This is a genomic window from Pseudomonas sp. URIL14HWK12:I5, assembly GCF_900176445.1.
Lineage (GTDB): Bacteria > Pseudomonadota > Gammaproteobacteria > Pseudomonadales > Pseudomonadaceae > Aquipseudomonas > Aquipseudomonas monteilii.
Map to the genome: position 1 here is coordinate 278,947 of NZ_FWXQ01000006.1, position 23,513 is coordinate 302,459.

The following is a 23,513-nucleotide window of genomic DNA, read 5'->3' on the forward strand; positions in this document are numbered from 1 at the left end:
CCAGCACAGGCCACTTGCCATCAGAGGTTGTACGCCCGCTCATTGTGCTCCGCCAGGTCCAGCCCCTGCTCTTCCTCTTCCCGACTGGCCCGCAGGCCCACGGTCAGCTTGATGGCCCCAAGAATCGCCCAGCTCACCACGAAGCAGTAGACGAAGGTGAACGCCACCCCCTTCAACTGCACCAGCGCCTGCCCTATCGGCGATACGCCCTCTACATAACCGCCCAACGCCGGCGCAGCAAATACGCCGGTCAGAATCGCACCGACCATCCCGCCCACACCATGCAGCCCGAACACGTCCAGGCTGTCGTCATACCCCAATGCCTGTTTCAGCCGGGTCACGGCAAAGAAACAGATGGCCCCGGTCAACAGGCCAATCACTACAGCCCCCAAAGGCCCGACAAACGCACAGGCCGGGGTAATCCCCACCAAGCCTGCCAGCGCGCCGGAAGCCGCACCGAGGGCAGTCGGCCGACCATGCATCACCTTCTCGGTCAGCAACCAGCCGACAATCCCGGCGCAGGCCGCCACCATGGTCGCCAGCATCACCACCCCTGCTCCTTCGTTGGCCGCCAGCCCCGACCCCACGTTGAAGCCAAACCAGCCCACCCACAACAACCCGGCACCCACCAGGGTAAAACCGAGGTTGTGTGGCGGCATGGCCACCTGCGGATAGCCCTTGCGCTTGCCCAGCATCAACGCAGCCGCCAAGGCAGCGACGCCGGAGTTGATATGCACCGCCGTGCCGCCGGCAAAGTCCAGCACGCCCCAGTTGACCATCAGCGCCCCCGGCCCGCCCCACACCATATGGGCGATCGGCGCATACACCAGCACGAACCAGGCCCCCATGAACAGCAACGACGCACTGAACTTCATGCGTTCGGCAAAACCACCGGCAATCAGCGCTGGGGTGATGATGGCGAACGTCAGCTGGAACACCGCGAACACACCTTCCGGGATCGTGCCCACCAGGCTGTCGTGGCCGATGTTCAGCATCAGCGCCTTGTCCAGGCCGCCGATGAAGCTGTTGAAGGTCAACTGCCCCTCGACCATACCCGTGGTGTCGACCACCAGGCTGTAGCCAAACAGCACCCAAAGGATGCCGATCACACCCGCTACGGCAAACAGTTGGGTGAACACCGAAAGGAAGTTCTTCGCCCGTACCATGCCACCGTAGAACAGCGCCAGGCCGGGTATGCACATCATCAGCACGAACATCGCGGCGCAGATCATCCAGGCGGTGTTGCCGGTGTCCAGGGTGGGTTCCGCGGCATAGGCCAGCGGTGTCAGTGCGAACAGCACAACAGCAAGGGCAAGCTTCATGGAGTCACTCCTGTGCAATGAAAACCGCCGGCTGGCAGCCGGCGGTGTCGGGGTAGATCAGTACTGCGCCTGGCCCGGTACCCACGCAGTCCCCGCCAGCGGCACCCGTGCCATCGCCGCCGCTTCCACGGTCAACGCCACCAGGTCCTCCGGGTCCAGGTTGTGCAGGTGCGACTTGCCACACGCCCGTGCCATGGTCTGCGCTTCCAGCACCAGTACGCGCAGGTAGTTGGCCAATCGGCGCCCGGCCTCTTCCGGGTTCAGGCGCTTGGCCAGCTCCGGGTCCTGGGTGGTGATGCCGGCCGGGTCGCGACCGTTCTGCCAGTCGTCATAGAAGCCGGCCGCCGAGCCAATCTTCTTCAGTTCGCTGTCCAGTCGCGGGTGGTTGTCACCCAGGGCGATCAACGCCGCCGTACCAATGGCCACCGCATCGGCGCCCAGTGCCATGGCCTTGGCCACGTCGGCACCGTTGCGAATGCCACCCGATACAATCAGCTGCACCTTGCGGTGCATGCCCATTTCCTGAAGGGCCTGCACTGCCTGCGGGATGGCCGGCAGAATCGGGATGCCGACGTGTTCGATGAACACTTCCTGCGTCGCCGCAGTCCCCCCCTGCATGCCGTCGAGCACGATCACATCGGCACCGGCCTTCACTGCCAGCTTGACGTCGTAGTACGGGCGGCTGGCGCCGATTTTCACGTAGATGGGCTTTTCCCAGTCAGTGATTTCACGGATCTCGGCAATCTTGATCGCCAGGTCGTCCGGCCCGGTCCAATCGGGGTGGCGGCAGGCGCTGCGCTGGTCGACACCAATCGGCAAGGTGCGCATGCCGGCCACCCGTTCGGTGACTTTCATGCCCAACAGCATGCCGCCACCGCCCGGCTTGGCGCCCTGGCCGAGGACGATCTCGATAGCATCGGCCTTGCGCAGGTCATCCGGGTTCATGCCATAGCGCGACGGCAGGTACTGGTACACCAGATGCTGCGACTGACCGCGTTCTTCAGGGGTCATACCGCCGTCGCCGGTGGTGGTGCTGGTGCCGGCGATGGTCGCACCACGGCCCAGCGCTTCCTTGGCATTGGCCGACAGCGCGCCGAAGCTCATACCGGCGATGGTCACCGGGATTTTCAGGTGGATCGGCTTTTTCGCAAACCGGTTGCCCAGCACCACATCGGTGCCGCACTTCTCGCGGTAGCCTTCCAGCGGGTAGCGCGACACGCTGGCACCCAGCAGCAGCAGGTCGTCGAAGTGCGGCACACGGCGTTTGGTGCCACCACCGCGAATGTCGTAGATGCCGGTTTCGGCGGCACGCTGGATTTCCTGGATGGTCAGGCGATCGAAGGTGGCCGACTCACGCAGTACCGGGGGGAATTGTTCGCTCATGGGAATGCTCCTGGATCAGTACGCGCTGGCGTTGTCGACTTTGAAGTTGTACAGCTGGCGGGCCGAGCCGTAGCGTTTGAAATCGGCGGCCTTGTGCTCCAGGCCTGCCTTGTTCAGCAGCTCCTGCAACGCTGTAAGGTGCTCGGCGCGCATTTCTTTTTCGATGCAGTCCGAGCCCAGCGACTGCACCGAGCCTTTGACGTAAATCTGCACCTCGTACAGCGAGTCGCCCAACGCATCGCCGGCATCACCACACACCACCAGGCGCCCGGCCTGGCCCATGAAGCAGCTCATGTGGCCGATGCTGCCGCCCACCACGATGTCCACGCCTTTCATGGAAATGCCGCAACGGGCACCGGCATCACCCTCGATCACCAGCAGCCCGCCATGGGCGGTGGCGCCAGCGGCCTGGGAGGCACTGCCCTTGACCCGCACCGAGCCAGACATCATGTTTTCGGCCACGCCCACGCCCACGTTGCCATGCACGGTCACGCTGGCCTGCTGGTTCATGCCGGCGCAGTAGTAGCCAGCGTGGCCTTCGATATCCACCGCCACGGCGGCGTTGATGCCCACGGCCAGGTTGTGTTTGCCATCGGGGTGGGTCACCCGCCATTCGTGGTCTTGCACCTCACCGTGCAGGGACTGGTTGAGCACACGCACCGAAGTGCTGGAAAGGTCGATCGTTTTCATAAGGTTCTCCAGAGGTTCGGTGGCAGGTCAGGCGCTTTCGCGCTCCCAGACGTACAGGGTGGCCGGAGCCGGCTCCCAGACCTTGGCATGCTCGATACCCGGCAGGCTGGCCAGTGCCTGGTATTCCGAGGCCATGGCCACGTAGTCTTCGGTCTCGGCTAGCACTGCCGGCTTGCAGGCAATCGGGTCGCGGATCACGGCAAAGCCGTTGCGGGTGCCGATGGCGAAGGTGAAGAAGCCGTCCAGGTCTTCCAGCGCGCCATCCAGGGCCTGGGCCAGGGTATCGCCCTGCTGCAGGCGCCAGGTCAGGTAGCCGGCGGCCACTTCGGTGTCGTTATCGGTTTCGAAACTGATGCCTTCGCGCTTCAGTTCCTGGCGCAGGCGGAAGTGGTTGGACAGCGAGCCGTTGTGCACAAGGCACAGGTCGGCACCGGTGGAAAACGGGTGGCTGCCTTCCATGGTCACGGCGCTTTCGGTGGCCATGCGGGTATGGCCAATGATGTGGCTGCCCTTCATGCCGGCCAGGCCGAAACGGCTGGAGATTTCAGCCGGCAGGCCCATACCCTTGAGGATTTCGATGCTTTGCCCGGCGCTCATGATGCGCACGGCCGGGGCCAGTTCGCTCAGTGCCTGGCGGGCAGCCGCTTCGCTGGTATGCACTTTGAGCACCGCCGCGCTGGCATTCTGGAACCCGTCAAGCGAGCAGCCCAGGCGCCCCTCCAGCTGGCCCATCAGGGTGGCCCAGTCGTAGTTGATATCCGTGGCTTGCAGGGTCAGCTTGACCCAGCCATCCGCCACCTCGTCGCCGTAGATGGCAAAGCCTGCGCTGTCCGGGCCACGGTCGGTCATGGCTTCGAGCATGGGTTCGAAGAGTTTGCCAAGCTGGGCCTCCAGCTCGGGCTTTTTCAGGTACAGACCTACGATTCCACACATGGTGATGCTCCTTACTAGGCAGTGGGCGGTCGCTGTCGTATTGGCCGCCCAGAGGATTGGGGCGGTCAGAAGAACTCGGTGTAACGCTGGATTTCCCAGTCGGAGACATGGCGGCAGTACTCCACCCACTCCATGCGCTTGAGCTTGATGAACTCGTCGACAATCTCGGCGCCCAACACCTCGCGGAACAACGGGTCGGCTTCGAGCGCGTCGGCGGCTTCCTTCAGCGATTGCGGCAGGGTCTTGATGCCGCGTGCGGCAATTTCTTCAAGGCTGAGGTTGTAAAGGTTCTCGTTGCACATCTCGCCCGGCTCCAACTGGCGGTCGATGCCATCGAGCCCGGCGGCGATGATCGCGGCGGTAACCAGGTACGGGTTGCAGCCGGCGTCCGGCAGGCGGAACTCCAGGCGGCCATACGGGATGCGCACCATCGCCGAGCGGTTGTTGGCCCCCCAGGCCACGAAGGCCGGCGCCCACGTCGAACCCGACAAGGAACGCCCCACCACCAGCCGCTTGTAGGAATTGACCGTCGGTGCCGCGAAGGCACACAACGCCGGGCCGTGGGCCAGGAGCCCTGCGGCAAAGTGGTAGGCCAGCTTCGACAGGCCCATGCCGCTGCTGTCGGACGCGTCGTGGAACAGGTTCTTGTTGGTGCTGCTGGCCAGCGAGAGGTGGAAGTGCATGCCATTGCCGGCACGCTTGGGGTCGGGCTTGGGCATGAACGAGCAGATCATCCCCAGGTCGTTGGCGATTTCACCGGCGGCCATGCGGAAGAAGGTAAAGCGGTCGGCCGACTCCATGGCGTCGCTGTAGGTGTAGTTGATCTCGAACTGGCCGTTGGCGTCTTCGTGGTCGATCTGGTAGATGTCGAAGCCTACCGGTTGCAGGGCCTCGGTCAGGCGCTCGAGAAACAGCCGCGAGCGCGACAGGCCCTTGTAGTCGTAGCAAGGCTTGTCGAGGTTGTCGGAGGCATCCACCAGTTGCAGCTTGCCGCCTTCGTCACGGCGGAACAGGCTGAATTCCGGCTCCAGGCCGGTGTTCAAGGTCCAGCCCTTGTCGGCCAGGCGTTGCACCTGTTGTTGCAACACATAGCGGCTGTCGTAAGGCCAGGGCTGGCCGTTGACATGCCCCACGCACACCACCCGGCCGTACCCCGGCTGCCACGGTACCGGGATCAAGGTGGAAAGGTCGCCACGGGCCATGAAGTCCGGGCCGTGCGGCTCCATGCCCATGCCGCAGATGGCGAACCCGGCAAAGCCGGCGCCCTCTTCGGCCACCATCTTCAGGCCCGAGACCGGCACCGATTTGGTCTTCGCCGAGCCATGGATATCGACGAACTGCGCCAGCACGTACTTGATGCCGTGCTGGTCGAGGGTGCGCTGGGTTTCTGCTGGCAACATGGGTTGAACACTCCTGGGTAAGGGGCAATGATTCCGCATGAGAAACTTAATTTCCCCACAGGAATGCAATGCGCTTGCCAACTCTGTCCACAGCGCCCTTGTGTACCGCCTGATCTGGCCTCATCGCGGGTAAGCCCGCTCCTGCAAAAATACACCGCAGCCCCTGTAGGAGCGGGCTTGACCGCGATGAGGCCCGCACAGACAACTCAAAACCCAGGCTGATATTTAAGCTCTATTTATGGGAAACTTGTTTTCACCCGAGGAAAGAAGCAGCCAACGCAGCTGCTTTTCGCACTTTCCCAGTGCGAAATCTTTATTCTTGAACTGAAACCGTGCAGGACATTCGATGTCGACCGAAACCGAACCGCGCCTTCGCCTGGAGCAGTACCTGGGCCTGCAGATCAAGCGCCAGCGCCAGGCCCAGTCCCTCAAGCTCGCCGATGTGGCGCGCATCGCCGGCATCAGCCAGGGCATGCTGAGCAAGATCGAGAACGCCCAGGTGTCCACCAGCCTCGACACCCTCAGCCGCCTGTGCGACGTACTGGGCATGCCGATGGCCAAGCTGTTCAGCCAATATGACCAGCCCGACGGCAATGCCTTGCTGGTGAAGGCCGGCGAAGGGCTGGAGGTGGTGCGCCGCGGCACCGAGAAGGGCCACACCTACCATTTGCTCAATCACGCCAGGGGGCCGAAAAAGAACTTCGAGGCTTACATGGTGAGCATGGATGACGCCAGCGAAGAGTTCCCGACCTTCGCCCACCCGGGCACCGAATTCCTCCACCTGCTGGAAGGCGAACTGGTGTACCGCCATGGCAACCAGCTCTATCACATGCACGCTGGCGACAGCCTGACCTTCGACGGTGAGACCCCGCATGGCCCCGAACAGCTGGTGCAGGTGCCCATCCGCCTGTTGTCGATCATGAACTACGGCGAAGAGTGACGCGGCGTAGCAAGGCAACTGCCGATATCGCGATCAGGCAAGCACACATCGCCCGCAAGATGGTTACCGCCGGCCTGGTGTTGGTGGTACCGACTTTCGACCTGCTGGGCAGCACCCGCCTGGCAGGCAGCGACTGGGTCGACCTGGCCTTGTTGGGTGTGTTCTGCACCGGGTTGTCGCAGTTCCTGTTCGTCAAGAGCCTGGAAGGCCTGGAAGCCCGCATTGCCGGCATGATCATCGCGCTGGAGCCGGTGTGCGCGATCATCGGGGCATGGTGGTTGTTTGGTGACCAACCGAGCCTGCGCATGGCTGCGGGTGCTGCGCTGATCGTGCTGGCGACTATTCTAGCTGACGCGCGCAAAGCACCTGCGGAGCAAGGGGACACCAGTCGCTGCGCGCACTGAATATCTGTCCTGGGCGCGGCTCAACGCATGCCGCGCCTGCTTGACGAAGCGAGAAGGCTTACTTCTAGAGTTAGCTTCGCCTAGGGGGTGGAGAAGGCGGCGCTTCTGGTGGTCCATAGCGCTCAAGCATCCTATCAAACCGGTCAATCTCCCTTTGGAAACGCACATCCCACATTGCTTTAGCAACTTCACGCCACGCTGACCCTGCTAGCTGCGGTCTCTCGTGCTGAGCAGCAGGAAGAGAGAAACTCCTAAGATCTCTTTTACTGACTTCGTAAGATTTATAATTTCCGAGCCCTCGTGCGGGTTTAAAAGGTCCCACGCCCAACACAAAGATATTCAGCTTCGTCTCATAGTGACCAACCGGCAAATGAAAAATGGGGCTGCCAGCCACGAAATCCGCTGCAAACCCATCGGTTTCAAAATTGTATTTTAGATCCCATCGGGTGTACCCATAGTGCGGAGCCCCGTGCTTATATAACCGTGCAGCTACAACACTCTTTTCCATCGTCCCCCGATGTATTCCCTTCGCCACTTTCCGGAAATGTGAAAGCTGTGGCTGCAAGCTTGATGGAAAACCCTCTTTTTGCAAAACATTGATATCCAGACTCATTCGAGGGTTCACTTGTCCCCTGGAGGCATTTCTGGAAGACCCAGAAGGGTCAACATAATTCACAGGATCACCTGAGCAATAGGCATACGCATTTATCCCCCCGCTACCAAACGGGCTTATAGAGTCAGGGCTGGTAAAGCGGCAGATTGAAGGGCTATACAGACGCCGACCATTTCCTAGCGGATACAAGCCATGCACTGCGTCACGCCGCTGTCCGGCGAATCCGATAATGGACGAATGTTGTGACAGCTCAGAGAAACCGTAAACCGTATAGGCTAGATCAAGGTTCGGACGACTCTGGAGACTTACACCCCGAAGGAGACAATCCATGGCAAAACTATCCCAAGCCTCAGATGCCTTCACCCTAGATAGACATTCGTGGTTTGGAAACTGATATTTTTACCAGGTCAGTCATTGCCTACTCAACGTTGCAATCTGGCCTATTGACGGGAAGCATGAGCCGCGAGCGAATTGCACAACTGCCCGATGACGACTGGCGAAAAACGCGCAGCGCGGATTTCCAGGAACCTCGCCTAAGCAAGAACCTCGCTTTGGTAGAAGTCATGGCAGATATCGGTGTCAGGCACGGGGTCGGTGCGGCGGCTGTAGCGATCGCTTGGGTTCTGCGTAATCCCGCGGTATCCGGAACTATCGTAGCCGCACGCCGCCCCAGCCAAATTGCCTGCCAACACACAACTCAAGAAACCGCGCAGCCGCCCGCGAGGGGGTTGCCGCATGCGGCACCAGAATGGAGAACCGACGCACCAGCGCCTGCGGCGTAACCTGCAGCCGGTGCAGCGCCCCATCTTCATGGCGAATGGACATCGCCGACACAAAGCCAACCCCCATCCCGGCCCGTACCGCCTCCTTCACCCCTTCCACCCCGGCAATCTCCAGCGCCACGCGCATCGCCACACCCTCACGGGCAAACGCCCGCTCGACGATTTGCCGCACACCCGAGCCGCTTTCGCGCAGCACCAGTGGGCAGGCTCCCAGTGACGCCAGCGTCTGCTGATCACTGTCAGCCAAGGGGTGACCCCGTGGCACGATGGCCACGATCTCGTCCTCACGCCATGCCGTCACTTCCGTGCCCAGCGGCAGCTCCTGTCCCGGCGGGCCTTCGATCAGGGCGATATCGACACTGTCCAGGGCGGCAACAATTTCCGCCGTGTTGCCATGTGAAGTGGTGACCAGCACGTCTGGATAGCGCCCGTGGAAATCGGCAATCAAGTAAGGCAGCAGGTAGCTGGCCGGCGTGGTGCTGGCACCGATGCGCAAGGTCCCGCGCTCCAGCCCGCGCATGGCTTCGCGCAGCGCCTGCGCCTGACGAAAGGTTTCACGCAGGCGCTCGGCATTGGCCAGCAGTTGCTCGCCAGCCGCCGTCAACCGTACACCACGGCCGGCACGTTGATAGAGCGGCTCGCCAAACGCCTCCTGCAACAGCTTGAGCTGGCCGGACACAGCCGGCTGCGACAGATGCAGGGCCTGGGCCGCATGGCTGATGTTGCCATGCTCGGCAACGGTGGCGAACGTTATCAGCTGTTCTGGGGTCATGAATGAAAAATATCAGCTATTCGGATATTTGCCATCCTAAATTACGATTTTTTATAAGCTTATAACCAGATTAACGTAGGCCTTGTCGAAATACCTTTCCGGAGGACTCACATGGCCACGGTTCCGTCCAACCCTGCTTTTGCACCTACCCTCTCTACCCGAGGGCGGCTCAATGGCATCCTGTTCGTGGCGTTGTTCGCGCTCGCGGTCACTCAGCTGGCCGCCATGCCCGCCATCGCCAACCTGGGCATCAGCCCGCTGATCGTCGGTATTGTCGCCGGTGCGCTGTATGGCAACGCGCTGCGTGACGGCGTACCGGCTAGCTGGGCGGCGGGTATCAACTTTTCTGCGCGCGGCCTGTTGCGCATCGCCGTGGCCTTCTTTGGCCTGCGCGTCAGCCTGCAGGAGATCGCCGAAGTCGGCTGGTCGGGGCTTATCGTGTCGCTGCTGGTGGTATCTAGCACACTGTTGATCGGCCTGTGGTGCGGCATGAAACTGTTCAAGCTGGACCGCGATACTGCCTTACTGACGGCCGCCGGTAGCGCCATCTGCGGCGCCGCTGCGGTGCTGGCCTTCGAATCGGCACTGCGCAGTGCCCCGCACAAGAGCGCCATGGCAGTCGGTAGCGTGGTGCTGTTCGGCACCTTGTCGATGTTCCTGTACCCGCTGGCCATCAACGCCGGCTGGCTGCACCTCGACACGATGGGTGCCGGGTTGTTCCTGGGCGGCACTATTCATGAAGTGGCCCAGGTGGTTGGCGCCGCCAGTAACGTAAGCCCTGAAGCCACCCATATCGCAACCATCGTCAAGATGACCCGGGTAATGTTGCTGGTGCCGGTACTGTTGGTGGTAGGCCTGTGGATCAGCCGTTCGCGCAAAGCCGGCCAGGCGCAGGGCAATGGGCGTATCGCCATGCCTTGGTTCGCCTTCGGCTTCCTCGCTCTGGTACTGGTGAACTCGTTGCAGGTGCTGCCTGGTAGCGTGACCCAGGCGGTGAACAGCCTGGACACCTTTGCCCTGACCATGGCCATGACGGCACTGGGGATGGAAACCCGCTTCAGCCAGATCCGCCAGGCTGGGCCGAAGGCGCTGGCGACCGGGGCGATTCTCAACCTGTGGCTGGTCGGGGGTGGTTTGGCGATTACAGTCGGCGTGCAGAAGCTGTTGGGCTGACTTGAGGCCGGGTTGGCTTCTTCGCGGGTAAATACGCGAAGAAGCCAACCCGGCCTCAAGCTTTTTCACTAGCCCTCTCGTTGCCGCCCACATTTCTCGGTATGGTGTTGTCAAAGAAGGATGTTTTACCCGCACAGGAAAGACTTAGATGCCTCAACGCAATGTCATCAATGCATCCGTCAGCCCCAAAGGCAGCCTGGAAACGCTGTCACAACGTGAAGTGCAGCAACTGAGTGAAGTCGGTACCGGTAGCCTTTACACCCTGTTCCGCCAGTGCGCCCTGGCCATCCTCAACACCGGCGCCCATGTCGACAATGCCAAGACCATTCTCGAGGCCTACAAGGACTTCGAGGTGAGAATCCACCAACAGGACCGCGGTGTCCGCCTGGAGCTCTTGAATGCCCCGGCCGACGCCTTCGTCGATGGCGAAATGATCGCCAGCACCCGTGAAATGCTGTTCAGCGCCCTGCGCGACATCGTCTACACCGAAAGCGAACTGGCCAGCCAGCGCATCGATCTGGAAAGCTCCCAGGGCATCACCGACTACGTCTTCCACCTGCTGCGCAACGCGCGCACCCTGCGCCCGGGCGTGGAGCCAAAAATGGTGGTGTGCTGGGGCGGCCACTCGATCAGCACCGAGGAATACCAGTACACCAAGAAGGTCGGCCACGAGCTTGGCCTGCGTAAACTGGACGTGTGCACCGGCTGCGGCCCTGGCGTGATGAAGGGGCCGATGAAGGGCGCCACCATCGCCCACGCCAAGCAGCGCATGCACGGCAGCCGTTACCTGGGCCTGACCGAACCGGGCATCATCGCCGCCGAAGCGCCCAACCCTATCGTCAACGAACTGGTGATCCTGCCGGACATCGAGAAGCGCCTGGAAGCCTTCGTACGTGTCGGCCACGGCATCATCATCTTCCCGGGCGGTGCCGGCACGGCCGAGGAGTTCCTGTACCTGCTGGGCATCCTCATGCACCCGGACAACCACGACCTGCCGTTCCCGGTGGTACTCACCGGCCCGCGCAGTGCCGAGCCTTACCTGCAGCAGTTGCATGCCTTTGTCGGCGCCACCTTGGGTGAAGCAGCGCACCGGCTGTACGAAATCATCATCGACGACCCGGCGGAAGTTGCCCGGCACATGGTCGAAGGGCTCAAAGAGGTCAAGCAGTTCCGCCGCGAGCGTAACGATGCCTTCCACTTCAACTGGCTGCTGAAGATCGAGGAGAGCTTCCAGCGCCCGTTCGACCCGACCCACCAGGCCATGGCCGAGCTGGACCTGCGCCGCGAGCTGCCGCCCCATGAACTGGCAGCCAACCTGCGCCGGGCGTTTTCCGGCATTGTTGCGGGTAACGTGAAAGACAAGGGCATCCGCCTGATCGAGGAGCACGGGCCGTACCAGATCCGTGGCGACAGCGCCGTGCTGGACCCGCTGGGCCGGCTGTTGCAGGCCTTCGTCGACCAGCACCGGATGAAGCTGCCCGGCGGCGCGGCGTATGTACCGTGCTACCAGGTGGTGACCTGATAGCCCATAACATCGGGGCCGCTTGGCGGCCCCGATGGCCTATTGGCTAAGGTCTGCCATAGGCCGCTCTACAAACCGGATACTGTCCCGCCCACTGCGTTTGGACTGGTACAACGCCACATCCCCCTGCTCGATCAACGCCGCCAGGCTGGCCGGCGGCTGCTCGAACAGGTTGGCACCGATACTCAAGGTGACCGCCTGCGGTGTAGGCACGGTCTTGCTGGCGTACTGCTGGAACTGTTCACGCAATAGCCCACCCAACTCCATGACCCGCTCGCTGCTCGCCCCGCACAGCAAGATGACGAACTCATCACCGCCCAAACGCGCTGCCAGCGAGCGCTCGGGCAGTCCTGTGCGAATGAGTTCGCTCAGGGCAATCAGCAAGCGATCACCCGCGATATGCCCATGCAGGTCGTTGACCAGCTTGAAGTTGTCGATGTCGATCAGCAGCAAGGCCCCGGGTTGCGCCGGGCTCACTTCCTTGAAGAAATGCCCGGCCCGCACTTCCAGCGCGCGGCGGTTGTAGAGCGCAGTCAACGGGTCGCGCGCGGCCAACCTGGCAATCCGCTCCTCGCGTCGATAACGCACGGTCCCCGTCATCGACAAGGCAATCAGCATGATCGCCATCGCCCCCTCGACCAGGGAAATCTGAATGATCAGCCCGCCAAAGGTGGCCAGGTCAATCAAGGTGCCCGGCGTGATCGCAATGACCGCCTTGGCCACGTAGAACAGCCCGTGAAGCAGCAACACATAGCGCAGCTGCACCGCGCCCACGCTCAGCGACTTGCCGTGCGGCCGCAACAGGAAGCTGGCCTTCAACGTCAGCGCGGCCACCAGCAGCGAGTTGACCATCAACATCACCTTCGACCACTGCGGCCCCACGGGCAGCAAAAGCAAGGCGAACCACACGACCACAACCAATAACCAGGCCCGCGACAAACGGTCTTGGGTAAAACGCAACACGCCCATCAGGAAAAACCAGTGCGCAACCACCAGCAAGCCATTGGCGAACCAGATGCCGATGAACAGCAAGCCGATCCCGCGTAGCAAGGCCAGAACACAGCCGACAGTAATGGTGGCAAAACCTGCACTCCAGAACAGCAAAGAGGTTTCGCGGACGCTGCGCCACTCAATCGCCAGGTACAACGCAGCTGCTGCTGCCAGGGCGACCGAGATGGTCAGCATCGTGGGTGGATCTAGCGCCATATACGCATTGGCCTATCTGGTTAACGAAGAAAAGGCCCGATTGTATGCGCTCGTGATGACTTTTCAGAGGGGCCTTGCACGGTTGCCTGCAAATGATAGCCCAGCCCCTGTCCATGGTCGTGCGCAAGCAATATCATATTGACATCAAGCGGTCGTGTTCACCACTCAAATCGCGATGCATTCACCCAAGAAAACGCACCCGTTGCCCGCCCGTGAGCACTCAGACAAGCACAGGCTTAGCTAAGGTCGCCGAGCCGGCGCGGTCCCTGTAGGCGCGGGCACGGCTTTTGGAAGAGTGCAAGGGCTCAGAGCACCCGCTTGATCAACGGCTCCAACCGGCTATAACGCAACCGCCGCAGGAACTTGCGCACTTCCTTGGGGTGCTCGGCCTTGACCCCCAACGCCTCGGCCGAGCCGATTTTCGGCGCAAACCGGCGCAACTCGGCCAGCTCCGCCTCTCGTGGCGCCAGCCACTGCCCCAGCGGGTCATCGATGAGCAGGCCGTTCTCAAGGTCCAGGTTGAACCCCCGCGGGTTCAGGTTGTTGCCGGTCAGCAGCGAATAGCGCTGGTCGACCCACACGCCCTTGGCGTGGAAGGTATGCCCGGGATCGTTCCAGATCCGCACTTCCAGCTGGCCACGGGTAATGGCCGCGTGGCGGCGCCGGGCGAAGCCTCGCAGGTTGTCTTCATACAGATAAGGCAAAGCGCCACTGGCACTGAACGGCTCACCGGGGGCGATGTAGAAGTCGTTGGCCGTGCGGTCACCCACGATCAGCTCAACGTGCACGCCCCGCTCCAGCGCATGGTCGAGCTCACGCATCACCACCCGTGGCGGGTTGAAATACGGCGTGCTGATGATGATGTGCGTGCGCGCCGCCGCTAGCAGGGCGCACAGCGCCCGGTTCAACGGGTTGCCACGGCCCACGCCCAACAGTGGCACCACCCGCAACCCCTCCCCAGGCACGGCGGCCGGTGCCTCGTACGCCATGCGCCGCAACCGCGCACGCAAGCGCCGAATGTCGCCGCGCAGGCTACGGGTGGCGGGTGGTGCGGGCAAGTCGAGGCGTGGTGTGGCGGTGTGGTGCAGCAGGCGCGCTACCAGGCCGACCATGGCGTCGGCCAGCGCCGGTGACTGGAACAGGTGATAGCGGTCCAGGCGATAACGGTCGAAGCGGTGCAGGTACACGTTGTTCAGGCTGGCGCCGGTGTAGATCACACAGTCGTCGATGATGCTGCCCTTCAGGTGCAACACACCGAACAACTCACGGGTCTGCACTGGCACCCCGTGAATGACGATATCCAGCCCGCGCAACTGGCGCTGGGCCTGGTACCAGGCGGCGTTACCCGGCTGGCGACCGGCCCCGAGCAGGCCACGGCGGGCACGGAACCAGTCGACCACGATAGTGATTTCCAGGCCCGGCCGCTCGGCCTTGGCCTGGTACAAGGCATCCAGCACTTCCTGGCCGGCCTCGTCTTCCTGCAAGTACAACGCAACGATGACGATGCGCCGGGTTGCAGCGCGGATGCGCTCGAACAGGCAGGCGCGGTAGGCCTTGGCATCGGGCAGCACCTGGATCGACTCGGGCGACATGGCGTAGCCTGGCAATGCCGCCAGCATGGATTCGGGGTTCACGAACGATCACCTTCTCTGTGCAATCACTGTCGGCCCTGCCAGCCGGCGGGGCCATTCCTGGTCGCTGCGCCGGGGGTGTAAGATCGACCCGGCAACGACCTATAAAAACAAGAACCACGCGAGGCTGTATTTTCTCACTGCCCCTGACGAACTATGCCTCAGCTTGCACAGGAACAGCGCAATGGTCCACCCCGCTTCTGCAACCCCATCGCCGTCTATTGTAAAGAGTTGTTCCGCGAAGACCTTCGGCTTTCTGATTTTGCCCAATTTCACCACCATCGGCCTGGCCTCTGCGGTAGAAACCTTGCGCATGGCCAACCTGGCCGCGCGCAAGCCACTGTTTCGCAGTGTGCTCATCGCAGCAGACGATGCGCCAGTGACGGCCAGCAACGGCATGCGCGTCTTACCCGACTACAGCATCGCCAACGCGCCCGCACTGGATACCCTGCTGGTGGTGGGTGCCAACCCCATCGACCGTAGTCGAGGTAACCGTCCGTTGATCGACTGGTTGCGCCAGCTGGCCCGCCAACACATGCCGTTGGGCGGTATCTGTACCGGCAGCTACCTGCTGGCCAAGGCCGAACTGCTAAAGGGCTACCGCTGCACCATCCACTGGGAAGACTTGCCGACATTGCAGGCACACTTCCCCGGCATCGTGATCTCCAGCCAGCTGTTCGAACTGGACCGCGACCGCTACACCTGCTCGGGCGGTGTGGCAGCCATGGACATGATGCTGCAACTGGTAGCCCGCGAGGCTGGCGGCCAGGACATCGCGGCCAAGGCGGCCGAGCTGTTGCTGTGCGACCGCATGCGGGGCGAGCGCGAGCGCCAGCGGGTGCCGCTGCGCACCCTGTTGGGCAGCGCCCAACCCAAGCTGAGCCAGGTGGTGGCGATCATGGAAGCCAATCTGGAAGAACCGCTGGGGCTGGAAGAGCTGGCCAGCCTCAATGAAGTGACCGTGCGCCAGTTGGAGCGGCTGTTTCACAAGTACCTGCAGCGTACGCCCAGCCAGTATTACCTGGAGTTACGGCTGTCGAGGGCGCGGGAGTTGCTGCTGCGCAGTGATGTGCAGGTGCGGGAGGTGGCGTTGGCTTGCGGGTTCAGTTCGCCGGCGCATTTTTCCAAGAGCTATAGCCGATTCTTCGGGTTGTCGCCGCTGGGGGAGCGGCGGCAGGCTTCGCTGCATTAATTCAAGTTTTTGTATCGCTTTTACCGGCCTCTTCACGGGTTTACCCGCAAAGAGGCCGGTACAGGTCAACTAATCTTCAAGAGCCGAGTGCGCCGTTTCCCGACACATCAGCATGGCCACCAGCGCGACCAGTGCCGCCGCCAGCAAATACCCCGCCGGCGCCAGCTTGCTGCCGGTCACCTGGATCAGCCAGGTGGCAATGAACGGCGCAGTCCCGCCAAACAGCGCGTTGGCCAGATTGAAGCTCAGGGCAAAGCCACTGAAACGCACCCGGGTCGGGAAAATCTCCGCCAGCAGGCACGGCAAGGTCCCGTCGTTCATCGCCAGTACCGCCCCGAAGCAAATCTGGATCGCCAGGATCACCACCAGCGGCTGCCCATCGAGCAGGCGGAACAACGGCACGGTCAGCCCCAGGAACAACAGCGACGCCACCACCAGCATGGTCTTGCGGCCAAACTGGTCGGACAAACGCCCCATCAGGAAGATCAAGCCGATATAGGTGGCCAGCGACACCGTCGAGGCAATGAACGAATCCCGCTCGCTCATGCCCATTTCAGTGGACAGGTAGGTCGGCATGTAGCTAAGCAGCAGGTAGAACGCCACGGCGTTCAGGCAGGTAACGCCAATGCCGATGGCCAGGCTGCGGCGGTGCTGGCTCATCAGTTCGCGTATTGGCGCCTGCGCCATGCAGGCTTTGTTTTCCAGGCGCTGCTCCATCTCCAGAAATTTGGGGGTGTCCTGCAGGCTCATGCGGATATAACGCCCTACCAGGCCAAACGGCGCCGCCAGCAGGAACGGCAGCCGCCAGCCCCATTCATGCAGGGCTTCGCTGCTGAGCAGCTCGTGCAGTACCGCCACGAATGCCGCACCAAACAGCAACCCCGCTGCGGTGCTGGCCGGCACGATGCTGGTGTACAAGCCGCGCCGTCCAGGCGGTGCGTATTCAGCCAAAAACGCGGCGGCACCGGCGTACTCGCCCGAAGCCGAAAAGCCCTGCACCAGGCGGATCAGCAACAGCAGGCAGGGTGCCCACAGGCCGATTTGCGCATAACCGGGCAACAGGCCAATGCAAAACGTGGATACCGACATGATCAGGATCGACCACGACAGTGCGTTGCGCCGGCCATGGCGGTCGCCGAAATGGCCCCAGACAATGCCGCCCAGTGGCCGCACCAGGAACGACAGGGCAAACACTGCAAAGGTGGCCAGCAAGCCGGTGGTCTTATCGGTTTGCGGGAAGAAGGTGGCGGCGATGATGGTGGCGAGGTAGCCGTAGGCGGCGTAGTCGAACCACTCGACGAAGTTGCCCATGAAACTGGCCCGGGCGGCCTTGCGCAGGGCCTGGCGTTCGGCACTGAGCGCGGGGCCGTCGACGGTGGATGGGTCAAGTGTGGTGCTGGACATGACGGATACCCTCTGGTTCTTTTAATTGGAGGCAGGGTCTGGTGGTCATACAGTGATTTTTTTGTTGTCTGGGCTGGCCTCATCGCGGCTGAAGCCGCGACGAGGCACCACCGATGCTTACTTGCGAATGATGTTGTGCTCCGGCCCATACGGGAATCGGGTGATGTTCTCAGCGCCGTGGTCAGTGACGATCAGGATGTCATGCTCGCGATACCCGCCCGCCCCCAGTCGCCCTTCAGGCAGCATGATCATCGGTTCGATCGACACCACCATGCCCGGCTCCAGCACCGTGTCGATGTCTTCGCGCAGCTCCAGCCCGGCTTCGCGGCCGTAGTAGTGACTCAAGGTGCCGAACGAGTGGCCATAACCGAAGGTGCGGTATTGCAGCAGGTCGTGGCGCAGGAAAATCTCGTTCAGTTCACGGGCGATATCGCTGCAGCGCATGCCCGGACGTACCAGCTTCAACCCGGCCTCGTGTACCTCGACGTTGGCCTGCCACAGGCGCAGGTGCTCGTCCGGGCAATGGTCGAGGAACAGTGTGCGCTCCAGCGCGGTGTAGTAGCCAGCGATCATCGGGAAGCAGTTGAGGCTGAGGATTTCACCCTTGCCCACGCGGCGGCTGGTTACCGGGTTGTGCGCACCGTCGGTGTTGAGCCCGGACTGGAACCAGGTCCAGGTGTCCATCAGCTCGGCATCGGGGAAGCGCTTGGCAATTTCCCGGACCATCGCCTGGGTGGCATGCAATGCCACTTCATATTCAGGCACTTGATCGCGCAGCGCCTCTACCACCGCCGCACCGCCGATATCGGCCACCTGCGCGCCATGGCGAATCAGCGCCTGCTCCTCGGCCGACTTGATCATGCGCATGCGCATGCAGGGTGCACCGATGTCTACCAGCTCGGCCTTGGGGTAGCAGGCGGCGAGCTTGCCGTGGTTCTGCAGGTTGAGGTGGTCATGCTCCACGCCAATGCGCGAGGCCAGCGGCAGGGCCTGCTGGATGGCGACGAAGAAGTTGTCGCGCTGCCAGTCGGTGTAGACGATGTTGTCAGTGCCCACCGTGCGCCGCCAGGGTTGCCCGCCGTCGATGTTGGCACTGATCGAGACCACCTTGTCCTGGGTGATCACCAGCGCATAGGGGCGGCCGAACGAGCAGTAGAGAAAATCGCTGTAGTAGTTGACGTTGTGGTACGACGTGAAGATCGCCGCTTCGATGTCCTGCTCGTCCATGTAGGCCCGCAGCCGGGCATGGCGGGCCGCATATTCCTGGGCCGAGAAGGTTGGCTGCACCTTGTCGCCATTGCGGATTTTCAGGGTCTTGGGCATTTGCATGGTCGGGGTTCCTTGTCGTTGTAAGCACGCTGTTCAGGCTTGCCGCCTGAGAAGCATTGCAACAGAACCGACGAGGACGCTTTTGTATCTATCCGACCTGGAATTGGCGGGATGGCCACTGCAAAGGGGGCGCGATGCGCCCCCGGAAACACTGCTACTTCAGGTCAAAGCGATCCAGCTCCATGACCTTCTGCCACGCGGCCACAAAGTCCCGGACGAACTTGTCACCCCCATCACTGCTGCCATACACCTCACTCAGCGCCCGCAACTGGGCATGCGAACCAAACACCAGGTCAACCCGGCTACCGGTCCACTTCACCTGCCCGGTCTTGCGATCGCGGCCTTCGAAGCTTTCGTTGTCTGCCGAAGTCGCCTTCCATTCCACGCCCATGTCCAACAGGTTGCGGAAGAAGTCATTGCTCAAGGTGCCGGGCTTGTCGGTGAACACGCCCTGCTTGCTGCCGCCATGGTTGGCGCCCAACACGCGCAGGCCACCGATCAGCACGGTCAGCTCCGGCGCGGTCAGGGTCAGCAACTGGGCCTTGTCCAGCAACAGCTTCTCGGCCTTGACGCTATAGCGAGCCTTGGTGAAATTGCGGAAACCATCGGCCAACGGTTCCAGCACGGCAAACGATTCGACATCGGTCTGCGCCTGGGACGCATCGACACGGCCCGGGCGGAACCCAACGCTGCCACTGTAGCCGGCATCCTTGGCGGCCTTTTCAACGGCGGCCGTACCCGCCAGCACGATCAGGTCGGCCATCGAGACCTTTTTACCGCCATTGTTGAAGTCGGCCTGAATCTTCTCCAGCGCCGCCAGCACCTTGTCTACACCCTGGTTTGCAGCCCAGTCCTTCTGCGGCGCCAGGCGCAAGCGGGCGCCATTGGCACCACCGCGCTTGTCGGAGCCACGGAAGGTCGAGGCCGATGCCCAGGCGGTGGAAACCAGCTCGCCCACGCTCAAGCCCGAAGCTAAAACCTTGGCCTTGAGGGCCGCGATGTCTTGTTCACTGAGAGTGGATGCCTCAGCTTTGGGCAACGGGTCCTGCCACAGCAGCTCTTCATTGGGCATTTCCGGGCCCAGGTAACGCGCAAGCGGGCCCATGTCGCGGTGGATCAGCTTGTACCAGGCGCGGGCGAAAGCATCCGCCAACTGCTCGGGGTTGTCCTTGAAGCGGCGAGCGATCGGTTCGTAGATCGGGTCGAAGCGCAGCGCCAGGTCGGAGGTAAGCATGGAAGGCGCGTGGCGCTTGGCCGGGTCATGGGCATCCGGCACGGTGCCTGCCCCCTTGCCCTCCTTCGGCCGCCACTGGTGGGCACCGGCCGGGCTCTTGGTCAGTTCCCAGTCGAAGTTGAACAGGTTGTTGAGGTACTCGTTGCTCCATCGGGTGGGGGTCGAGGTCCAGGTCACTTCCAGGCCGCTGGTGATGGTATCGCCACCCTTGCCGCTTCCGAACTTGTTGGCCCAACCCAACCCCTGCAGCTCCAGGCCTGCAGCTTCCGGCTCCGGGCCGACGTTGTCGGCAGGGCCGGCACCGTGGGTCTTGCCGAAGGCGTGGCCACCTGCAATCAGTGCCACGGTTTCTTCGTCGTTCATGGCCATGCGGCCGAAGGTCTCGCGGATATCCTTGCCCGAAGCCACCGGGTCGGGGTTACCTTCCGGCCCTTCCGGGTTCACGTAGATCAGGCCCATCTGCACGGCGGCCAGTGGGTTTTCCAGGTTGCGCTCGGCCGACAGGTCGCGGTTTTGCTCTTCGCCATGTTTGGCCGGTTCGGCCACCAGGTCACCCTGGCCTGGCGGCTGCGCCTTGACCTGGTCCTTGCCGTAGCGGGTATCGCCCCCCAACCAGACCTTTTCCGAACCCCAGTACACGTCTTCATCGGGCTCCCACACATCGGCACGCCCGCCCGAGAACCCGAACGTCTTGAAGCCCATGGATTCGAGGGCGACGTTGCCGGTAAGCACGATCAGGTCGGCCCAGGAAATCTTGTTGCCGTACTTTTGCTTGATCGGCCACAGCAGGCGCCGGGCCTTGTCCAGGCTGACGTTGTCCGGCCAGCTGTTGAGCGGGGCGAAACGCTGCTGACCCGAGCCGGCGCCACCCCGGCCATCACCAATGCGGTAGGTACCGGCGCTGTGCCAGGCCATGCGGATGAACAGCGGTCCGTAGTGGCCGAAGTCGGCGGGCCACCAGTCCTGCGAATCGGTCATCAAGGCGGTCAGGTCTTTTTTCAGGGCCTGGAAGTCCAGGCTCTTGAACGCCTTGGCGTAATCGAAGTCCGGGTCAGGGCTGGACTTGGACGAATGTTGGTGAAGAATCCTCAGGTTGAGCTGGTCAGGCCACCAGTCACGGTTGGTGGTGCCGCCACCTGCGGTTTGATGGAACGGGCATTTCGATTCGTTCGACATCTGCGGGTACCTTTGGGTCGGTTATCCAGATTTCCGGTCTATGCCAGGTGTTCTTTCAGCCGAGCGTGTGGGCTCGTGCTACCCCTCATCAGGTCTACACGGGGCTTGCGAAGCTGTCACGGCGGGCCGGTGCGGTCTTGCACGCAGGTGCTGACACACCGCCCGCTCGCGGAATTCGCGGGGCCAGGGGAAAGACTAGCCGAGCTTGGGCAGACTTCTAATAGAGTGGCTGTTAGGGGGTGATAGGCTGGCTCTGTCAGGCGTTGGCAGGCACATCCATACAAGGCAAGCAGGCCGCCCACATGCTTCAATACACCGCCAAGCCCTCTACCCCCGGAACCCGAGCCCAATGAACCGCAACGACCTGCGCCGCGTCGACATGAACCTGCTGGTGCTGTTCGAAGCCCTGATGATCGAACGCAACCTGACCCGCGTGGGTGAAAAGCTGTTCATCACCCAGTCCACCGTCAGCGCCGCCCTCGCCCGCCTGCGCGAGCTGTTTGACGACCCGCTGCTGATCCGTAGCGGCCGGGCCATGGAGCCCACGCCCAGGGCCATGCAGATCTTCGCCGAGCTGGGCCCGGCCATGGACGTGATTTCCGCCGCCATCAGCCGAGCCCGCGAGTTCGACCCGGCCAGCAGTTGCAACGTGTTCCGCCTGGGCCTGTCGGACGATGCCGAGTTCGGCCTGTTCCCAGCGCTTCTGCAGGCCCTTCGCGAAGAGGCCCCGGATATCAGCGTGGTGGTACGGCGTGCCAACTTCCTGCTGATGCCCGGCTTGCTGGCCAGCGGTGAAATTTCGGTCGGTGTGAGCTACACCACCGACCTGCCGGCCACCGCCAAACGCCGCAAGCTGCGTAACATCGGCGTGCGGGTACTGCGCGCCGACGACCGCCCCGGCCCGCTGACCCTCGACGAATACTGCGCCCGCCCGCATGTGATGGTGTCGTTCTCCGGCGACATGAGCGGCAATATCGACCTGGACCTGGCGCGCATCGGTCGTTGCCGCAAGGTGGTGCTGGCAGTGCCGCAGTTCGGCAGCCTGCGCGCCCTGCTACGCAATACCGAGATGATCGCCACGGTGCCGGACTACGCCGCCTGCGCCCTGGCCGACGACGGCAGCTTGCGCGCCGACCCGGCGCCGTTCGATATCACCGAGGCAGAGCTGTCGATGGTGTGGAGCGGTGCCCAGGACAACGACCCCGCCGAGCGCTGGTTGCGCGAGCGTATTTTGCAGTTTATGGCTCGGTAGGTGCTTGGCTGAAGAAGTTTGGCGTTTGTGAGATCGAGCGCCTCATTTACGCCGCTGCATCCACGCCGCACCCAGCCCACTGAGGCAAATAACCGAAATACCCACCAGGCTCAAGGTATCCGGCACCTGGCTGTAGATCACGAACCCGAGCAACCCGGCAAACACGATCTGGCAGTAGCTGAACGGTGCCAGCAACGCTGGCGCCGCATGGCGGAAGGCCTGGGTCAGCAGCAGGTGCGCCGTCATGCCAAAGCCCCCCAACGCCAGCATCAGCAGCGCATGGTCCCAACGCGGCATTTCCCAGAAAAACGGCACCAGCGCACTCAACGCCAAGGTGTTGCACAGCCCCGCATAGAAGTTGCTGGTGGTCGGGCTGTCGTGCGCCGCCAGGATGCGGGTCAGCAGTTGGTAGAAGCAGAACCCCAGCGCCGAACCGAACGGGTACAGAATGGCAGGGGTGAACATTGCTCCCCCCGGGTGTACTACCACCAGCACGCCGATAAAGCCCAACACCACCGCCACCCACTGCCCCACCGTCACCCGCTCTTTGAGCAGCGGCGCCGACAGCGCGGTGACCAGCACCGGGGCAAGAAAGTTGACTGCCGTGGCCTCGGCCAGCGGCAGGTATTGCAGGCCAGCGGTAAACAACAGGCTGGTGCTGAGCAGGCTCAAGGCACGCAGCGTCTGCAACAGCGGCCGACGGGTGCGCAGCACGTTCATACCCGACTTGGGCAGAAAGATGCCGGCCATCAGCAGCGTATGCACTAAATAGCGTGCCCACACCACCATGATGATCGGGTACAGGCCGCCAAGAAACTTGGACAAGGCATCGTGGCTGGCAAACAGAAACGTCGCCACCACGACGAGGGTGATGCCACGCAGAGGTTGGTTGACGCCGGACAGCGGTGTGCTGGAACTCATGGCTCTCTCGATGACGGCGCGCCAGCAGGCAGCGCCCAGGGAAGGCCGCACAGGCATGGCCTGGCGGGTGCAACAGTTCGGATTCTAGAAGAGATGGCGCAGCATAAGGAAGTTCAATTGCCGCTTGTCCAGGCCGACTGCAAATTCTGTTCGCTGATCGACCACTTTGTGCCCCGCACGCATGGCCCGTGCCGTGCTGATCGCCGACCATCGACCGCGAACCCTGCACACCCT

19 protein-coding genes and 2 pseudogenes are annotated in these 23,513 nt (G+C 62.5%); 7 read left to right on the forward strand and 14 right to left on the reverse strand.

Translation table 11 applies throughout. From position 1 onward, the window contains the following. Window positions 1-20: 20 nt before the first annotated feature. The 5 genes from B9A31_RS16110 to glnT all read right to left on the reverse strand — a co-directional run bounded on the left by B9A31_RS16110 (window position 21) and on the right by glnT (window position 5,728). Window positions 21-1,322 carry an ammonium transporter gene (locus B9A31_RS16110; protein ID WP_019097855.1) on the reverse strand — a complete coding sequence of 434 codons (1,302 nt, stop codon included), beginning with the start codon at window positions 1,320-1,322 and terminating at the stop codon, window positions 21-23. A 57-nt stretch (window positions 1,323-1,379) separates the two neighbouring features. Then, window positions 1,380-2,705: an FMN-binding glutamate synthase family protein gene (locus B9A31_RS16115; RefSeq protein ID WP_016715698.1), complete on the reverse strand. Its 1,326-nt coding sequence runs from the start codon at window positions 2,703-2,705 to the stop codon at window positions 1,380-1,382. 15 nt (window positions 2,706-2,720) lie between these two features. Next, window positions 2,721-3,395 carry a GltB/FmdC/FwdC-like GXGXG domain-containing protein gene (locus tag B9A31_RS16120; protein WP_025754498.1) on the reverse strand — a complete coding sequence of 225 codons (675 nt, stop codon included), beginning with the start codon at window positions 3,393-3,395 and terminating at the stop codon, window positions 2,721-2,723. 27 nt (window positions 3,396-3,422) lie between these two features. Next, window positions 3,423-4,328: a class II glutamine amidotransferase gene (locus B9A31_RS16125; protein ID WP_016715696.1), complete on the reverse strand. Its 906-nt coding sequence runs from the start codon at window positions 4,326-4,328 to the stop codon at window positions 3,423-3,425. Between the two features lie 65 nt (window positions 4,329-4,393). Continuing rightward, a complete protein-coding gene (gene glnT, locus B9A31_RS16130) occupies window positions 4,394-5,728 on the reverse strand; it encodes a type III glutamate--ammonia ligase (RefSeq protein ID WP_019097857.1) in 1,335 nt (444 codons plus the stop codon). A gap of 346 nt (window positions 5,729-6,074) precedes the next feature. Here glnT and B9A31_RS16135 point away from each other — a divergent pair, with 346 nt between their 5' ends. Both B9A31_RS16135 and B9A31_RS16140 read left to right on the forward strand, forming a co-directional pair. After that, a complete protein-coding gene (locus B9A31_RS16135; protein WP_016715694.1) occupies window positions 6,075-6,668 on the forward strand; it encodes a helix-turn-helix domain-containing protein in 594 nt (197 codons plus the stop codon). A gap of 59 nt (window positions 6,669-6,727) precedes the next feature. Then, window positions 6,728-7,072, forward strand: coding sequence for a DMT family transporter (locus B9A31_RS16140; protein WP_081717249.1), 345 nt, complete (start codon window positions 6,728-6,730; stop codon window positions 7,070-7,072). Window positions 7,073-7,142: 70 nt separating this feature from the next. On the opposite strand, the gene B9A31_RS27520 is transcribed toward B9A31_RS16140, so the two are convergent. After that, a complete protein-coding gene (locus tag B9A31_RS27520) occupies window positions 7,143-7,685 on the reverse strand; it encodes a hypothetical protein (protein WP_232062875.1) in 543 nt (180 codons plus the stop codon). Window positions 7,686-7,736: 51 nt separating this feature from the next. Beyond that, a pseudogene (locus B9A31_RS27525) lies at window positions 7,737-8,015 on the reverse strand (RHS repeat-associated core domain-containing protein); the annotation flags it as partial. A gap of 80 nt (window positions 8,016-8,095) precedes the next feature. Here B9A31_RS27525 and B9A31_RS27765 point away from each other — a divergent pair. Further along, a pseudogene (locus B9A31_RS27765) lies at window positions 8,096-8,365 on the forward strand (aldo/keto reductase); the annotation flags it as partial. On the opposite strand, the gene B9A31_RS16155 reads toward B9A31_RS27765, so the two are convergent. Further along, window positions 8,334-9,239, reverse strand: a complete 906-nt coding sequence (locus B9A31_RS16155; protein WP_084297144.1) for a LysR family transcriptional regulator — start codon at window positions 9,237-9,239, stop codon at window positions 8,334-8,336. The pseudogene B9A31_RS27765 and the gene B9A31_RS16155 overlap by 32 nt on opposite strands. A gap of 111 nt (window positions 9,240-9,350) precedes the next feature. On the opposite strand from B9A31_RS16155, the gene B9A31_RS16160 reads away from it, so the two are divergent. Next, complete coding sequence (locus B9A31_RS16160) at window positions 9,351-10,412, forward strand: YeiH family protein (RefSeq protein WP_025754500.1); 1,062 nt, start codon at window positions 9,351-9,353, stop codon at window positions 10,410-10,412. Between the two features lie 148 nt (window positions 10,413-10,560). Further along, entirely contained in the window at window positions 10,561-11,934 is a 1,374-nt protein-coding gene (gene ppnN, locus B9A31_RS16165) for a nucleotide 5'-monophosphate nucleosidase PpnN (protein ID WP_019097861.1), read from the forward strand. 39 nt (window positions 11,935-11,973) lie between these two features. On the opposite strand, the gene B9A31_RS16170 is transcribed toward ppnN, so the two are convergent. Then, a complete protein-coding gene (locus B9A31_RS16170) occupies window positions 11,974-13,119 on the reverse strand; it encodes a GGDEF domain-containing protein (RefSeq protein ID WP_025754501.1) in 1,146 nt (381 codons plus the stop codon). Window positions 13,120-13,445: 326 nt separating this feature from the next. Beyond that, on the reverse strand, window positions 13,446-14,774 hold the full coding sequence (gene pssA, locus B9A31_RS16175; protein WP_025754502.1) for a CDP-diacylglycerol--serine O-phosphatidyltransferase: 1,329 nt from the start codon (window positions 14,772-14,774) through the stop codon (window positions 13,446-13,448). Between the two features lie 181 nt (window positions 14,775-14,955). On the opposite strand from pssA, the gene B9A31_RS16180 reads away from it, so the two are divergent. Further along, window positions 14,956-15,963 carry a GlxA family transcriptional regulator gene (locus B9A31_RS16180; protein WP_028699619.1) on the forward strand — a complete coding sequence of 336 codons (1,008 nt, stop codon included), beginning with the start codon at window positions 14,956-14,958 and terminating at the stop codon, window positions 15,961-15,963. A 69-nt stretch (window positions 15,964-16,032) separates the two neighbouring features. Here B9A31_RS16180 and B9A31_RS16185 read toward each other — a convergent pair whose 3' ends face one another. The 3 genes from B9A31_RS16185 to katG form a co-directional block, all read right to left on the reverse strand. Beyond that, a complete protein-coding gene (locus tag B9A31_RS16185) occupies window positions 16,033-17,367 on the reverse strand; it encodes an MFS transporter (protein WP_019097864.1) in 1,335 nt (444 codons plus the stop codon). Window positions 17,368-17,484: 117 nt separating this feature from the next. Continuing rightward, on the reverse strand, window positions 17,485-18,696 hold the full coding sequence (locus tag B9A31_RS16190; RefSeq protein WP_019097865.1) for a M24 family metallopeptidase: 1,212 nt from the start codon (window positions 18,694-18,696) through the stop codon (window positions 17,485-17,487). A 154-nt stretch (window positions 18,697-18,850) separates the two neighbouring features. Beyond that, window positions 18,851-21,106, reverse strand: a complete 2,256-nt coding sequence (katG, locus tag B9A31_RS16195; RefSeq protein WP_027609067.1) for a catalase/peroxidase HPI — start codon at window positions 21,104-21,106, stop codon at window positions 18,851-18,853. A 349-nt stretch (window positions 21,107-21,455) separates the two neighbouring features. Between katG and B9A31_RS16200 the strand changes: the two genes are divergently transcribed. Further along, window positions 21,456-22,358: a LysR family transcriptional regulator gene (locus B9A31_RS16200; protein WP_019097866.1), complete on the forward strand. Its 903-nt coding sequence runs from the start codon at window positions 21,456-21,458 to the stop codon at window positions 22,356-22,358. A 42-nt stretch (window positions 22,359-22,400) separates the two neighbouring features. Here the strand turns inward: B9A31_RS16200 and B9A31_RS16205 are convergent, their stop codons facing one another. After that, window positions 22,401-23,279 (reverse strand): DMT family transporter, encoded by an 879-nt coding sequence (locus B9A31_RS16205; protein ID WP_016715684.1) that lies wholly within the window; start codon window positions 23,277-23,279, stop codon window positions 22,401-22,403. Window positions 23,280-23,513 lie beyond the last annotated feature (234 nt).

Excerpts from the sequence above, each read along its gene's own strand:
- katG (WP_027609067.1), bottom strand. The coding sequence starts at position 21,106 with ATGTCGAACGAATCGAAATGCCCGTTCCATCAAACCGCAGGTGGCGGC.
- B9A31_RS16200 (WP_019097866.1), top strand. The coding sequence starts at position 21,456 with ATGAACCGCAACGACCTGCGCCGCGTCGACATGAACCTGCTGGTGCTG.
- B9A31_RS16140 (WP_081717249.1), top strand. The coding sequence starts at position 6,728 with ATGGTTACCGCCGGCCTGGTGTTGGTGGTACCGACTTTCGACCTGCTG.
- B9A31_RS16160 (WP_025754500.1), top strand. The coding sequence starts at position 9,351 with ATGGCCACGGTTCCGTCCAACCCTGCTTTTGCACCTACCCTCTCTACC.
- B9A31_RS16185 (WP_019097864.1), bottom strand. The coding sequence starts at position 17,367 with ATGTCCAGCACCACACTTGACCCATCCACCGTCGACGGCCCCGCGCTC.
- B9A31_RS16205 (WP_016715684.1), bottom strand. The coding sequence starts at position 23,279 with ATGAGTTCCAGCACACCGCTGTCCGGCGTCAACCAACCTCTGCGTGGC.
- B9A31_RS16120 (WP_025754498.1), bottom strand. The coding sequence starts at position 3,395 with ATGAAAACGATCGACCTTTCCAGCACTTCGGTGCGTGTGCTCAACCAG.
- B9A31_RS16170 (WP_025754501.1), bottom strand. The coding sequence starts at position 13,119 with ATGCTGACCATCTCGGTCGCCCTGGCAGCAGCAGCTGCGTTGTACCTG.
- B9A31_RS16125 (WP_016715696.1), bottom strand. The coding sequence starts at position 4,328 with ATGTGTGGAATCGTAGGTCTGTACCTGAAAAAGCCCGAGCTGGAGGCC.
- B9A31_RS16190 (WP_019097865.1), bottom strand. The coding sequence starts at position 18,696 with ATGCAAATGCCCAAGACCCTGAAAATCCGCAATGGCGACAAGGTGCAG.
- B9A31_RS16155 (WP_084297144.1), bottom strand. The coding sequence starts at position 9,239 with ATGACCCCAGAACAGCTGATAACGTTCGCCACCGTTGCCGAGCATGGC.
- B9A31_RS27520 (WP_232062875.1), bottom strand. The coding sequence starts at position 7,685 with ATGAGTCTGGATATCAATGTTTTGCAAAAAGAGGGTTTTCCATCAAGC.
- B9A31_RS16180 (WP_028699619.1), top strand. The coding sequence starts at position 14,956 with ATGGTCCACCCCGCTTCTGCAACCCCATCGCCGTCTATTGTAAAGAGT.
- glnT (WP_019097857.1), bottom strand. The coding sequence starts at position 5,728 with ATGTTGCCAGCAGAAACCCAGCGCACCCTCGACCAGCACGGCATCAAG.
- B9A31_RS16135 (WP_016715694.1), top strand. The coding sequence starts at position 6,075 with ATGTCGACCGAAACCGAACCGCGCCTTCGCCTGGAGCAGTACCTGGGC.
- B9A31_RS16115 (WP_016715698.1), bottom strand. The coding sequence starts at position 2,705 with ATGAGCGAACAATTCCCCCCGGTACTGCGTGAGTCGGCCACCTTCGAT.
- ppnN (WP_019097861.1), top strand. The coding sequence starts at position 10,561 with ATGCCTCAACGCAATGTCATCAATGCATCCGTCAGCCCCAAAGGCAGC.
- B9A31_RS16110 (WP_019097855.1), bottom strand. The coding sequence starts at position 1,322 with ATGAAGCTTGCCCTTGCTGTTGTGCTGTTCGCACTGACACCGCTGGCC.